Source organism: Rossellomorea sp. NPDC077527, assembly GCF_044542955.1.
Taxonomy (GTDB): domain Bacteria; phylum Bacillota; class Bacilli; order Bacillales; family Bacillaceae_B; genus Rossellomorea; species Rossellomorea aquimaris_E.
In genome coordinates this window covers 164,909-178,883 of sequence record NZ_JBITVL010000006.1, presented here as the reverse complement: position 1 = coordinate 178,883, position 13,975 = coordinate 164,909, and the positions used below count along the sequence as shown (strand labels likewise).

General features: G+C 45.4%; 11 protein-coding genes and 1 riboswitch. Of the genes, 10 read left to right on the top strand and 1 reads right to left on the bottom strand.

Translation table 11 applies throughout. The annotated features are described in order from the left end of the window. Positions 1–22: 22 nt before the first annotated feature. The 6 genes from ACIGG7_RS19870 (at position 23) to ACIGG7_RS19845 (ending at position 7,179) form a co-directional block, all read left to right on the top strand. The gene (locus tag ACIGG7_RS19870) at positions 23–853 is read left to right on the top strand and encodes a carbohydrate ABC transporter permease (RefSeq protein WP_397550804.1); all 831 of its coding nucleotides are present in this window, start codon (positions 23–25) and stop codon (positions 851–853) included. A 439-nt stretch (positions 854–1,292) separates the two neighbouring features. After that, positions 1,293–2,939 (top strand): alpha,alpha-phosphotrehalase, encoded by a 1,647-nt coding sequence (locus ACIGG7_RS19865; protein ID WP_397550803.1) that lies wholly within the window; start codon positions 1,293–1,295, stop codon positions 2,937–2,939. Between the two features lie 385 nt (positions 2,940–3,324). Further along, complete coding sequence (locus ACIGG7_RS19860) at positions 3,325–4,314, top strand: LacI family DNA-binding transcriptional regulator (RefSeq protein WP_397550802.1); 990 nt, start codon at positions 3,325–3,327, stop codon at positions 4,312–4,314. A 183-nt stretch (positions 4,315–4,497) separates the two neighbouring features. Continuing rightward, a riboswitch (SAM riboswitch) is annotated at positions 4,498–4,603 on the top strand. Positions 4,604–4,673: 70 nt separating this feature from the next. Then, the gene (locus tag ACIGG7_RS19855; protein ID WP_397550831.1) at positions 4,674–5,687 is read left to right on the top strand and encodes a methionine ABC transporter ATP-binding protein; all 1,014 of its coding nucleotides are present in this window, start codon (positions 4,674–4,676) and stop codon (positions 5,685–5,687) included. Then, positions 5,677–6,342, top strand: a complete 666-nt coding sequence (locus ACIGG7_RS19850) for a methionine ABC transporter permease (protein WP_397550801.1) — start codon at positions 5,677–5,679, stop codon at positions 6,340–6,342. Before ACIGG7_RS19855 ends, ACIGG7_RS19850 begins: the two co-directional genes overlap by 11 nt. Positions 6,343–6,363: 21 nt before the next feature. Further along, on the top strand, positions 6,364–7,179 hold the full coding sequence (locus ACIGG7_RS19845; RefSeq protein ID WP_397550800.1) for a MetQ/NlpA family ABC transporter substrate-binding protein: 816 nt from the start codon (positions 6,364–6,366) through the stop codon (positions 7,177–7,179). Positions 7,180–7,321: 142 nt separating this feature from the next. Here ACIGG7_RS19845 and ACIGG7_RS19840 read toward each other — a convergent pair whose 3' ends face one another. Then, entirely contained in the window at positions 7,322–8,476 is a 1,155-nt protein-coding gene (locus ACIGG7_RS19840; protein ID WP_397550799.1) for an SEC-C metal-binding domain-containing protein, read from the bottom strand. Positions 8,477–8,741: 265 nt separating this feature from the next. On the opposite strand from ACIGG7_RS19840, the gene ACIGG7_RS19835 reads away from it, so the two are divergent. From ACIGG7_RS19835 to ACIGG7_RS19820, 4 genes are read left to right on the top strand one after another with little or no spacing between them, the layout of a single operon-like run. Beyond that, positions 8,742–9,944 (top strand): M20 metallopeptidase family protein, encoded by a 1,203-nt coding sequence (locus tag ACIGG7_RS19835; protein WP_397550798.1) that lies wholly within the window; start codon positions 8,742–8,744, stop codon positions 9,942–9,944. Further along, a complete protein-coding gene (locus tag ACIGG7_RS19830) occupies positions 9,941–11,260 on the top strand; it encodes an amidohydrolase (protein WP_397550797.1) in 1,320 nt (439 codons plus the stop codon). Before ACIGG7_RS19835 ends, ACIGG7_RS19830 begins: the two co-directional genes overlap by 4 nt. Beyond that, entirely contained in the window at positions 11,257–12,489 is a 1,233-nt protein-coding gene (locus tag ACIGG7_RS19825) for a M20 family metallo-hydrolase (protein WP_397550796.1), read from the top strand. Before ACIGG7_RS19830 ends, ACIGG7_RS19825 begins: the two co-directional genes overlap by 4 nt. Positions 12,490–12,492: 3 nt before the next feature. Beyond that, on the top strand, positions 12,493–13,800 hold the full coding sequence (locus ACIGG7_RS19820) for a hypothetical protein (RefSeq protein ID WP_397550795.1): 1,308 nt from the start codon (positions 12,493–12,495) through the stop codon (positions 13,798–13,800). The last annotated feature ends 175 nt before the right edge of the window (positions 13,801–13,975 follow it).

Below are 13,975 nucleotides of genomic sequence, written 5' to 3'. Positions count from 1 at the left end.
ATACAGTATCGGGGCTGAATATATGAAAACCAAAACAACGAAAACGAAGGTGGAAAAGCTCTTTATCATCCTGTTGCTTGCTCTCGGAGGAATCATTGTTTCCGTTCCTTTTATATGGATGATCTCAAGCTCATTCAAGCCTGAAAGTGAAGTATTACAAATACCGCCAAGCCTGATCCCGGAAAATCCGACACTCGAAAATTACGTAAATTTATTTGAAAGCATGAATTTCGGTGTGTATTTACGAAACACCCTGATTATCGTGTTATTCTCTTTTGTCGGCTTATTCTTTAATGCCATGGCCGGATATGGATTTGCCAAGTATCAGTTTAAAGGCAGGGAGAAAATCTTCTTTATCGTGCTTGCCACGATGATGATTCCGGCACAGGTTACCATGATCCCAGTTTATTTGATCCTGAATGAAATGGGACTGACGAATACGATGACGGGAATTGTGCTGCCAGGTCTCGCAGCAGCCTTCAGTATTTTCTTATTCAGGCAGTTCATGACGACAATCCCGACTGATCTGATCGAAGCGGCAAGGCTTGACGGGGCAGGGGAGTTCTATATTTTCTTCCGATTGATCGTGCCGATTGCGAAGCCGATCTTCGCGGTACAGGGTATCCTGACATTTATCGGGGCATGGAACAGCTTCCTATGGCCGCTGATCATCGCGAACGATGAAAGTCTCTACACATTATCTGTCGGACTTTCATTGCTGCAAGGGCAATACGCCAATAATTTCGGCCTGCAGATGGCGGGGGCAGCCTTCATGGTGGTCCCGATCATCATCATCTTCTCCTTCTTCCAGAAATATATCGTGGAAGGGTTTACGATGTCGGGTATTAAGTGAGTGACGTGTACCAGGTACAGAGCTGGATGAATGTACCTGGTACATTTCTTTTATCTTCAGTGGTGAAAACCAAGAACCTCTAATTCTTTACCTAACCAGTATTATTAAATTAGTGAGCAGAATTTTCTTTGCATGGAGCTAGGTGTTGACCGAGCATTCAGTGCCTCGATTTACCTGTTTTTCTGTATACAAACCAGCTACCTCTTACTACCAAAGGAGATTTGCTCCGCAGATCTTAATAGTTCTTTTAATAGGAACTATTTTAGCAAGTGTTTAAGGAATCTATGCAAAAAGATTGGAGCGGAAGGTGCTCGACTCCTGCGGGAAACGCGGGAAAGTTGAGACCCCACAGGGCTTTAGCCCGAGGAGGCTCAACTCACGCCCCGCGGAAAGCGAGCACCTGGAGCGGAAATCAACACTATATTATTGAGGTGAAACGATGGAAAAAGCATGGTGGCAGCAGTCCACAATTTATCAAATATACCCAAGAAGCTTCAATGATACGAACGGAGACGGTATCGGAGATCTTCAAGGCATCATTGAAAAGCTCGATTACCTCCAGCTTCTCGGGATCGATATTATCTGGCTAAGCCCGGTCTATCAATCCCCGAACGATGATAACGGCTATGATATTAGCAATTATTATGACATCATGGATGATTTCGGTACGATGGAAGACATGGAAAGATTGATTGAGGAAGCGAAGAAACGGGACATCCACATCATGATGGATCTCGTCATCAACCATACGTCGGATGAGCACCCATGGTTCATGGAGTCCAGGAAATCAAAGGACAATCCTTACCGGGATTACTATATTTGGAGGGAAAGTCAGGACGGTCCCCCGAGTGACATCCAGTCCGTTTTCAGCGGATTTGCCTGGGAACGGGATGAACAATCAGGCGAATATTACTTTCATCTTTTCAGTAAAAAACAGCCGGACCTCAACCTCCATAACCCGGAAGTCCGTGAGCATTTGTACAACATGATGAACTTCTGGCTCAGTAAAGGAGTCAGCGGATTCCGCATGGATGTGATCGATCTGATCGGGAAGGAAATAGATGAGAAAGTACTTACCAACGGGCCGAAGCTTCATGAGTATTTACAGGAGATGAACGAACGGGTCCTCTCTCAATATCCGACGGTCACGGTGGGGGAGACCCCTTCCGCTACGCCGGAAACCGCTCAGCTTTACACAGGGAAAGGACGGAATGAACTCGACATGGTGTTCACCTTTCAGCATATGTCCCTGGACGAAAGAGCCGGCGAAGGGAAATGGGCATTGAAGGAACTGGATTTCGTCGAGCTGAAAAAAGTGCTGAGCACCTGGCAGACATCCCTGTTTCAAAAGGGATGGAACAGTTTATACTGGAATAATCACGACCAGCCGCGTATCGTATCGAGGTGGGGGGACGACCAAGAATACCGAGTTGAATCCGCCAAAATGCTCGCAACCGTTCTTCATATGATGCAGGGTACCCCTTTCATTTATCAAGGTGAAGAAATCGGGATGACGAATATCGACTGGGATAATATCAGCCGCTATCGCGACATTGAAACGATCAACTATTTTCATGAAAAAAGATCTGAGGGCGTGCCGGAGAAGGAGATCATCCAATCGATCCGTGCGAAGGGAAGGGACAATGCCAGGACCCCTTTTCAATGGAATGATGAGGCTCATGCCGGCTTTACGAATAGTGTGCCTTGGATTGAAGTGAATGAGAACTATCCCGAAATAAATGCTCTACAGGCAATGGAAAATCAAGACTCTATCTTTTATCATTATCAAAAGCTCATCGCACTGAGGAAACGATTGGATATCCTCATTTATGGAGAGTATGAATTATTATTGGAAGATCATCCGGAGATCATGGCGTACACGAGGAAATGGGAAGGTCAAACCCTGTTGGTCGTCGCGAATTTTTACGGAGGAAATCCTGACTTTCATTTGCCTGAAGGACTGGATGAAGCTCATGGAGAAATGATCATCAGTAATTACTCCGATACGAGAGAAAAACCGTCAGGAATTGGGCGTCTTCGTCCTTATGAAGCCGTTGTGTATATATTGAATGATAGGGAAGAGTGAGGATAGGTAGGGTCTGGTTTGAAATATGTGGATTTTTCGACAAGAAGCTCATATATTTGTGAAATGGATCAAAAAGTCTTGCAAGTGGCTCATATATCTAGATTCCGGCTCATAAAAAATGGATGCGGATCATAAAGTCTGAAAACCGGCTCATATAAGGCTCGAGATATAGGTTTAAGAGGATGCAGATCTAAAATAAGACCTCATTAGGTCAATGTTTAAGAGGTTCTATCCGATGAACCACTAAAATGCTCGTTTCAATCAACATCGTAGTGAATGTCACTTGAAAAACAACCAATTAATTGAAACGCTTTCATGTATAATGAAAAGAAGAATCTAGTGAAGAAGGATGCCTTCATTTTTAGAAGCAATAGGATGTGAACTTATGGCAACCATCAAAGATGTGGCCAAGCTTTCCGGTGTCGCCGTTTCGACCGCTTCTTATGCACTGAACAACAGTAAAAAAGTGAGCGAAGAAACAAGACAAAAGGTATTAGCGGCAGCCAAACAATTGAATTACCAAAAAAACGGGCTTGCTTCCGATTTGAAAAGGACAAGTACCAATACCATCGCCTTGATATTGAGCGACCTCTCAGGTCCCTATTATTCTGAACTGATCAAGGGCGTACAGGATGTTACCTCCACGAATGGATATGATTTAATAGCTTGCAGTTCCATCGGAGGAGTGCAGTCGACCGCTGTTAAATTTCTGAAGGAAAAACGTGTAGATGGAGTCATCATCCTTGCTCATAATATCAACGACGAGACCATTCTCGAATCAGCAAGGGAAGGCTTTCCGATCGTTGTTCTAGACCGGAGCATCAAAAGCGATCACGTCACCCAGATCGAAGTCGACAATGTGCACGGAGCATTCGTGGCGACGGAACATTTGATTGAGAGGGGGAACCGGGATATTGCCTATATAAGCGGACCATACAACTCTCATGACAACGACCGGCGCTTCCAAGGTTTCCGGGAAGCGCTGAATAAAAACGGAATCGAATATAAATCAAAGTGGAAAGTATCTGGGGGCTTCACACGTGAAGGTGGCTATCAGGCTACCAAAATGCTGATCGCCCAGAGAGATGTCCCCGAGGCCATCTTCTATGCAAACGATGAAATGGCGATCGGCGGCTTACAGGCACTGAACGAAAAAAATATTTCCGTACCAGGGGATATTTCCGTCATGGGTTTTGATGATATCCAACTGTCAGAATATGTGTCCCCACCACTGACGACCATGAGGCAGCCGAAATATGAAGCCGGTGCACTGGCCGTTCACCTCATCTTTCAAATGCTCATGAAGGAAGAAGTCGATTCGTATTATAAATTGACTACGGAGCTTGTTGAAAGGGAATCGGTGAGGAAACGATAAAATAAGGAACCTGGTCTTTCCTGGATGGATGGGAGAGGCCAGGTTTTTATTACTAAAAGTTTTTGTTAATAAGACAACAAAGATTGCGCTTACATAAAACTCTATAAAAAATCATCTATTGACTTCCATTCCAATACCCAGTATTATCCTCTATAAGATAAAATTTTGAAAATTACATACATTCAATTATCCAGAGTGACCGAGGGATCAGGCCCTATGACGTCCGGCAACCTCCAGTATTGGAACGGTGCTAATTCCTGCAGAATGATTTCATTCTGAAAGATAAGTCGAGATAGACAAACGATGCTTCTTTCAGTTGAAAGAGGCATTTTTTTATTGGAGAAAAAGGGGTGTGCACATTGATCGAGATCCGGAATCTAGTGAAAACATACAAAACAAAAAAGCAGACGGTGGTTGGTGTTGATAACGTCTCTGTCACCATCCAAAAGGGAGAGATTTTCGGGATCGTCGGATACAGCGGAGCTGGGAAGAGTTCTCTCGTCCGCTGTCTGAATCTATTGGAAACCCCTACATCAGGGGAAATCATCATTGATGGGCAGGATTTTACGAAGCTCACTCCAAAAGGGCTCCGACTCGCCCGTCAGAAAACGAGTATGATCTTTCAGCATTTTCATCTCATCAAATCCAAAACGGTTTTTGACAATCTTGCCTTTGCTTTGAAAGCGGCACATGTTCCAAAAGCTGAGATCAAACCAAGAGTCGTTGAACTTCTCGAAATGGTCGGTCTATCCGACAAAGCGGATGCCTATCCTGCCCAGCTCAGCGGCGGACAGAAGCAGAGAGTCGGGATAGCAAGGGCCCTCGCAAACAATCCATCCGTATTACTTTGTGACGAAGCGACATCGGCTCTCGATCCGAATACGACGAAATCGATTTTAAGGCTGTTGAAGAAGATCAACAAAGAACTGGGATTGACGATCGTCCTCATCACCCACGAAATGGAAGTGGTGAAGGAAATCTGCGACCGGATGGCTGTGATGCAGGACGGGAAGATTGTGGAGGAAGGACCGGTGTATGACCTGTTTGCAAATCCGAAACAGCCTTTGACGAAGCAGTTTATCGAAACGATTCTCCAATTCGAACTGCCGCCTCATCTGGTGGAATCACGAACGGGGAAGCTTATCAAAATCCAATTCAAAGGATCCATCGCTGAGGAAAGCGTTGTGTCAGAGGTGTTTCAGCGGTACAAGGTACGGGGGAATATCCTTCATGGCAAGATTGAATATATTCAGGACGTTCCACTCGGGATCTTCATCATGGAGCTGATTGGTCCGTCGAGTGAGATCGATGCGGCGATCCACTATATCACAGCGAAGACACAAAGTCTGGAGGTGCTCGAGGATGCTGCCTGATTCATTGACTGCTATTTTACCAGAGTTGAATAAAGCCTTTTTTGAAACGGTGTATATGGTGGGGATCTCACTGGCTGTAGCGATTGTGCTTGGCTTACCACTGGGAATATTGCTATTTGTGACAGATAAAGGGTTGTTTTTACAAAATAATTTTATAAAAAAGGTCGTCGGATTCGTTGTGAATATGGTCCGTTCAGTTCCGTTCATCATATTACTAGTGGCCCTTTTACCTTTGACGAAGTTTTTGACAGGGACGACGATTGGACCGACGGCCGCTTCCGTATCCCTTTCGGTAGCGGGCATTCCATTTTTTGCGAGAATGGTAGAAACGTCTTTAAGGGAAATTGATAAGGGAGTCATTGAAGCCTCGGTTTCCGTCGGGGCAAGTCCTTGGATGATCATTAAAGATGTGCTGTTACCTGAAGCACGACCGGCCGTCATACAGGCCATTACGATTACAACGATCAGTTTAGTCGCCTATTCCGCTATGGCCGGCATCGTCGGTGGAGGTGGGGTCGGGGACCTGGCGATCCGCTTCGGATATTACCGATATGACAACACGGTGATGATCACTACCGTCGTGATTCTGATTTGTTTGGTTCAACTCATCCAATATACGGGTGATGTGTTTGCTAGATTAGTTGATAAACGATAACGACTTTAGGAGGAACAACGAGTGAAAAAGTGGATTTTAGTAGCAGCAATCGCACTAACAGTGAGCGTATTAGCGGCTTGTGGAGGAGAAGAGGCAAGCTCTGAAGATAAAAAAGAAGTGACGATCGGAGCGACATCCGGTCCATACAGTGATATGGTGACCAAGGCGATCAAGCCCGGTCTTGAAGAAAAAGGATATACGGTGGAAGTGAAGGAGTTCAGTGATTATATCCAGCCCAATAACGCACTGGCCCAGGGAGACCTTGATGCGAACCTGTTCCAGCACAAGATCTACATGGAGACCTTCGCGAAGGAGCATAACATGGATTTATCCGAAGTGATTGTCGTTCCGACGGCTCCGATGGGAATCTACTCTCAGAAGTTTGATTCGATTGAAGACATTAAGGAAGGCAGTGCCATCGCAATCCCGAACGATCCGACGAACGCAGCAAGAGCGTTTCAGATTCTTGAGGATGCAAAGCTGATCACGTTAAAACCGGACACGAATCCACTGACGGTTTCGGAGAAAGACATCGATGAAAACGTGAAAAACCTGCAGTTCAAGCCAATCGAAGCAGCACAGCTTCCAAGAGCCGTCGACAGTGTGGACCTGTCAGCAGTACCAGGCAACTATGCACTTGCGGCTGACATGGACTTACTGGATGCCCTTCAGCTTGAAGAAATGCCTGACCAATACCGTAACCGTGTAGTTGTCAACACAAAAGATGTCGACTCCCAACTCGCCAAAGACATCAAAGCAGTCGTAGAAGCGGAAGAATTTGAAAAAGTCATCGACAAAGAATTCAAAGGCTTCGGCAAGCCTAAATGGATGAAATAGAGGGACGGACCTCTAAAATTGGATTGATCGAAAAGTAGAATTGAAATTGGAGGGACGGACCTTAATTTTCGTCCGAAACCAGCAGGAAAATGTTATAGGGACGGGCTTCCGCATGAAAATGCGGAAGCCCGTCCCTCATCTATTATAAGCAACACTTCTTATACTTCTTCCCGCTTCCGCATGGGCAGGGGTCGTTGCGGCCTACTTTGTCACCGGTTTGGACGGGTTGTGGAACCAGGAGTGGTTGTTCAACCAATGAATGGTGCTCCACTTCTTCGATGAGATTTCTCCACTCGTCCAGTTTCGGATGATCAATCCCGTTCATGACGCAGTTCACGTAAAGGGACTCTTCCAGGCAAAGCATGTTTTCATCATAGCCTTCTTCTAGGAATGCTTCGACTTTTGGAATCGCGTCAGTTGACAACTGCTGACATAAATAATCTGAGATTAATGTTTTAGCGGTAATGTCATCTGTTTGATTGAATAATCTTAATAGGGCTTTTTCCGCTTCTTTGGTTTTGATTCTTCCGAGTACGTCCAAGGTGTAGAAATAAGTGTTGCCATACAACGCGACCTTTTCAACTTCTTGTACCACTTGCTCCGTCCCAATTTTTACCAGAGCATTGGCCACTTCCTCCAACAGCAAGTCATCTGCTTCCTCGTTCTTGAAGAGGTTCACAAGTTGTGAGATTACGCTCTCTTCCCGGATTTCCCCAGCCATATATACTGTGTATACGATCTCAAAGCCGACTAGCTCATCTTCCTTAATCTGTACTTCCCAGCTTTTAATTTCGCCTTTCTTAACGAGCTCGTGAATGATCCTTTTCCCTTGGTCAAAATACACTTGGTCATACTCATTCGTAGCCAAGTAATACATGATGTCAGCAAGCTCCATGAATAATTCCTCATCTTTTAAAGCGGGGAGCTTCGCAATTTTTTTCATTTGCCTTTCATCTAAAAACGGTTTTACTTCGTTACTGTACTTGATCAGCAATTCTGTATCGGCATTCGCTATTAATTGAATGTAGAAGAGTACGTCGGTATCTTTCTTGCTCAGGCTTTTTAACCGCTTGACTACCTCTTTCATCCCTTCCTCACTCAATGGCATGTACATTAAATATGGAAGTACAGGCGAGGAGTATTTCGAAACCTGTCCGCGGTCATGAGCTTTTAAACCGGTTAAGAATGTATCACCATTAACCAAATAAGAACCTTCCAGCATTTCAATCGCATACCTCTGCACAAACGGATCCTCACTGAAAAAGTAAGGCTCGACTCTCTCAACAAAACGGTTCATCCAATCATCCTTTATCAATTGTTTATTTCCTTCAGTGTAATGGGTTGAAGGGGAAAAGGGAAGAGGGACGGACCTTTGTTATGTCAACTCCAGGAGCGATGTTTGTGATAAGAACAGGGTTTCCTGAAAAAACACTGAGGTCCGTCCCTCAAAAAGTTCCGTTGTTAAAAAAGGGATTTCCGGTTTGGTATCGAATGTATATATTAACGGTATTATTAAGGAACTTTTCCTTAAATAATCAATCGACGGAAAAAGGAGATTTTTCATGGAATTAAAGCAGCTTGTCCAATCAGTAGAGAATGAAGTCATTGATATGCGCAGACATCTTCACCAGTATCCGGAGGTGAGTGGGGAAGAGTATGAAACATCTAAAACGATTCAGAAGAAATTGTCCGAAGCAGGCATCCCATTTAAAACCGGTTATGCAAAGACAGGTGTCCTTGGTATCATACAAGGTGAAAAGCCAGGCGGAACGGTCGCCCTTAGAGCCGATATTGATGCCCTTCCCATCCAGGAAGAAAACGATCTTCCCTACAAATCCACCATCCAGAATAAGATGCATGCCTGCGGCCACGACGCCCATACGTCTATGCTCATCGGTACAGGGAAAGTGCTCCATCAATTGAAGTCGGAAATAGTGGGTACCATCCTCCTTGTCTTTCAACCTGCAGAGGAAAATGCACCTGTCGGGGGATCGCAGCAGATGATGGACGATGGGGTGTTTGATGAATATACACCTGACGTCATTTTCGGACAGCATGTGTGGCCGGATCTGCCTGTCGGGGAGATAGGGGTTGTACACAACGAGATCATGGGTGCGTCAGACCGCTTCAAGATTACGGTCAAGGGTTCCGGTGGACATGCGAGCATGCCCCATCAGTCTAATGATGCCATCATCATCGCGAATAACCTTATCACACAGCTTCAGACGATTGTGAGCAGAAACACTGATCCCATTGATTCCGCGGTCCTTACGATCGGGAAAATCGAGGGAGGCTATCGATACAATGTCATCGCGGATGAAGTGAACCTTGAAGGAACGATTCGTACGTTTAAACCGGAAGTGAAAGAGATGGTGAAGAACCGTTTCTATTCCATTGTTGAAGGGATAGGGAAGAGTTTTGATGCCCAGATGACCATTGAATACTTGGACGGCTATCCGGCGACGATCAATTCACCTCAATGGGCAGATGAAGTACGGAATGCTTCCCGGAAGGTTCTTGGGGAAGACGCGACCCCAACCGTATCGCCATCTCTTGGAGGAGAAGATTTCTCCCGTTTCCTTCAGAAATATCCTGGAGCGTTCTACTGGCTGGGAACGTCTGTGAAGGATTCAGAACCTCAATATCCCCTTCATGATCCCCGGTTTAAGTTGGATGAACGTGCTCTAAGTAAAGGCGTAGAAGTGATGTCCCAGTTGGCGCTTGATACATTAAAGAACCTTAATGAAGAGGAGACTCGCAAATGACTCCACTCGAACAGTTTATTAAAGAACTAACGCCGACTCTCACTACTTTCAGGCGTACTTTTCATCAAAACCCTGAACTCGGATTTACAGAGTATGTGACCACCTATTTTATTGGCAAGGAACTGGTCAATCTCGGTTTCACGATTCACCTTGGAAAAGATGCTTTGGAATCTGAAGTCCGGATGGGGGTTCCCGCTAAAGACTATTTATCTCTTCAAGAAGAACGTGCCTTGAAAGAAGGGGTGGAGAAGAGCTGGCTCGATCAAATGAAAGGTGGACACACAGGTCTGGCAGCCACTTTAGACACAGGGAAGCCCGGGCCTCATATGGCGTTTCGTTTTGACATTGATGCCTTGCCTATCAATGAGTCTCAAAACCCAGAGCACTTTCCTACAAGTGAGAAATTCAACTCACGCAACCAAGACGTCATGCATGCCTGCGGACATGACGGCCACGCTGCCATCGGGATCGGTGTGGCAAGCTTCTTATCAGCATATAAAGATGAACTTGAAGGCAGGTTCACGATCCTTTTTCAACCGGCTGAGGAAGGTGGCAGGGGATCGAAGGCCATGGTGGAAAAAGGTTGGCTTAAGGATGTCGATTACTTTGCAAGCGGTCATATCGGAATCCGGGACACAAAGGTCGGAAGGGTCTATGCTACGACTCATTCTTTCCTCGCATCTTCCAAAATCAACGTCACGTATAAAGGTAAGGCTGCACACGCTGGCCTCGAGCCCGAGAAAGGGAAGAATGCTCTACTCTCTGCGGCTGCTGCCAGCCTGCACCTCTATACTATTCCACGTCATTCGGATGGGGCGACCAGAATCAATGTTGGAAAGCTTCAAGCCGGAACAGGACGAAACATCATTGCCGATGAAGCGCATCTCGAATTGGAAACAAGGGGAGAAACGACCAAGATCAATCAGTACATGCTAAAAGAAGCCCAGCGAATTCTCCAAGCATCAGGAGACCTCTATGGTGTGGAAACGGAAATCAATCTGGTAGGAGATACAGTGGAAGCCCGTTGCAACGAAGAATGGATTCAGTGGTTACAAGAAGTAAAAGAAGAAAGCCCTTATCTATCAGAAGTTGTCAACACCGTCCCGTTAAAGGCATCTGAGGATGTAACCTATATGATCAATGAAGTGCAAAGGCTGGGCGGGAGCGCAACGTTCATGGTTTTTGGCACTCCATTGAAAAACGGGCATCACCATCACGAATTCGATTTTGAAGAGAGTGTCCTACAGGTCGCGGTAGATGCCTTTGCCCGGCTTATTTTAAAACAATCACAACAAATAGAGGAGGTTTCACATTGAAAGAATGGTTGGATGCAACGTTAAAAGCATTAAACCTGGTCGATACCATGGACCAGCCCGCTGGATTTACGAGACTAGGATATTCAAAGGAAGAGCTGGCTTCCATGAATGTCTTTCGTGAGGTGGCAGAAAATCTGGGATTATCTGTCCGCAAAGACGAAGCAGGAAACCTTTTTGCCAGATGGGAAGGAGTAAAGCCACATGCCGTTCTGACAGGATCTCATCTCGATACGGTCGAAAATGGAGGCGGTTATGACGGTGCAGCCGGTGTCCTCTGTGGTCTTGGTGCCGTAAAAGTACTGAAGGACCGGGGATTCAAACCTCACCACTCCATAGAAGTAGTCTGCTTTGCCTCTGAGGAATCAGCTCGTTTCGGTGTTTCGACCATTGGGAGTAAGAGTGTGGCAGGAATCCTCGATAAATCAGTAGAAAACGTTAAAGACCGGCACGGGACAAGTATTAAGGACGCTGTAGAATCTACAGGCTTAGACTGGTCCTCCATAGAAAAAGCGGAACGATCCCGAGACGAAATCCTTTCTTTCATTGAACTCCATATCGAACAAGGGACTCAAATTGAAGATCATGGGGCACAGTTCGGAATCGTCCGCGGCGTGGCCTGCCCGATCCGGTTGAAAGTGAAAGTAGAAGGAATGGCCGGGCATACGGGCACGACTCCCATGGGGAAAAGAAGCGACGCCCTTGTGGCCCTTTCCCCACTCATTACATTCGTTTCCGAAGAGGCAGAAAAACTGTCCAATCGATCCTCAAAACCACTCGTGGCAACCGTTAGCACTTTAGACGTAAAACCGAACGTCATGAATGTCATCCCCGGTTACGCAGAAGCGGGAATCGATATCCGCTCCGTCGACGATCACTTGAAACGAGAAATGGCAGATCACATCATTGAAAAATGCCGAAGCGTCGAGAAAGCATTTAATGTTACAATCAAAGTAGAAACTCTTGTAGATAATCCTTCTGTTCTTTTAGATGAAGAGCTGACCTCCAGGGCGAAGTTTGCCGGAGAAAATCTCGGTTACAAAACCTTGGTAATGGACAGCGGGGCGGGACATGATGTCATGAACATGGCGGCAAAATGGCCGTCTGCATTAGTGTTCATCCCGTGTGAAAATGGGATTAGCCACCATCCGAAGGAGCATAGCACGCCCGAAGACTTACATGCAGGAGTCGAGATTCTAGCTGAAGTATTACAGCAAGAAGCAGGTGAATAATCATTGTTAGTTAAAATTGGTGTCATCGGTCCTGATGACTCGATCAAACGGATCACTCATGTAGCAACATATTTTGACAGTATTGAACTTGTGAACTTTCCCTACGATCAAGTGGATGAAATCGAGCACATCTTAGAGAGTAACCGAGGTCTTGTTGATCAATGGTTCTTCTCAGGGCAGTCTCCTTTTTACTATGCTCTTGAAAAAGGCTGGATTACGGAAAAGGAAGGGAGCTATCCTCCCCTTCATGGATCAAGCTTCTTCGGGGCATTATTAGAGGCGCAGCTGAAAGAGAAACGTCTACTACATAAAATCAGTATTGATACGATTTCGAAAGAGGAAATTGAAACGGCTTTGGCGTTTCATTCCTTTGATCAGCTCCATATCGCAAGCTATCCGTATGAAGGATATCGCAGTGCCGCTGAACTTATTGACCATCACCGTACCCTTTACGAAAAAGGTGAAATTGAAACCGCCATAACATGTATCCAAAGTGTGCAAAAGAGCCTGACCGAAATGGGCATCCCATGCTATCGTGTCGTGCCGACGAATTTATCCATTCGGATGATCCTGCAATATTTACTAGAAAGGGCCCAGTCCAGAAAGTATCAGAAATCACAGATTGCCATCGTCGGGATCGAAGTGATCTACTCCACGCAAACACTGGATGAGTCCCATTTTTCGTATAAAATGAAGCATCAGGAGCTGGATCTGAAACGGAACCTCCTGGATATCGCCCAAAAAATCAACGGATCCATGGTTCAGCTTGGAGATGGATTATTCTTTGTATATACCACGCGTGGGGAGCTGGATCTTCATGAAAAGGAATCGATTTTCTCTACTTTGACTCAGGAAGTGAAGGTTCATACAGATCTGGATATCCGGGTGGGATTAGGATTCGGAGTCACCGTGTTGGAAGCGGAGCACCATGTCCGCCTAGCGTTTCAGCATGCGAGAAAGCACGAATCGTCCATCGTCGTCAGTGTCAATGAAGATAAGACGGTGACGGAAATCCTTCCATCTACTACATCCATTACCTACTCCCTGAACAACTTTGGGGAAGAATGGAAGAACGCCTTCAAGGACGCAACGGTCAGTTCGGCCATTGTTTCAAAAATACTATCTCTTTCCCGTCACTATGATAAAGAGGAAATCACCTCCCAGGACCTTTCCCGCTGGCTAAAAAGCACAGAGCGGAACGGCAGGAGGATCCTGACTGAAATGGAACGGATCGGTATTGTGAAAATCAGCGGTGAAGAACAAAGTGGAGGCAGGGGCAGACCAAGAAAATTATATCGTTTCCAACTATAAAGAAAGGTCTCATTCAATTAATGAATGAGATCTTTTTTTAATAAAAGCTCCCGTAATCCATAAATTAAAAATTTTCTAATAAATTTTCGATTATTAAAAGGAATTGAGCGTTTTGTATCGAAATACTTATTAACGGAAGTAAAAAGGAATTATTCCTTAAAACATTTTATGAAGG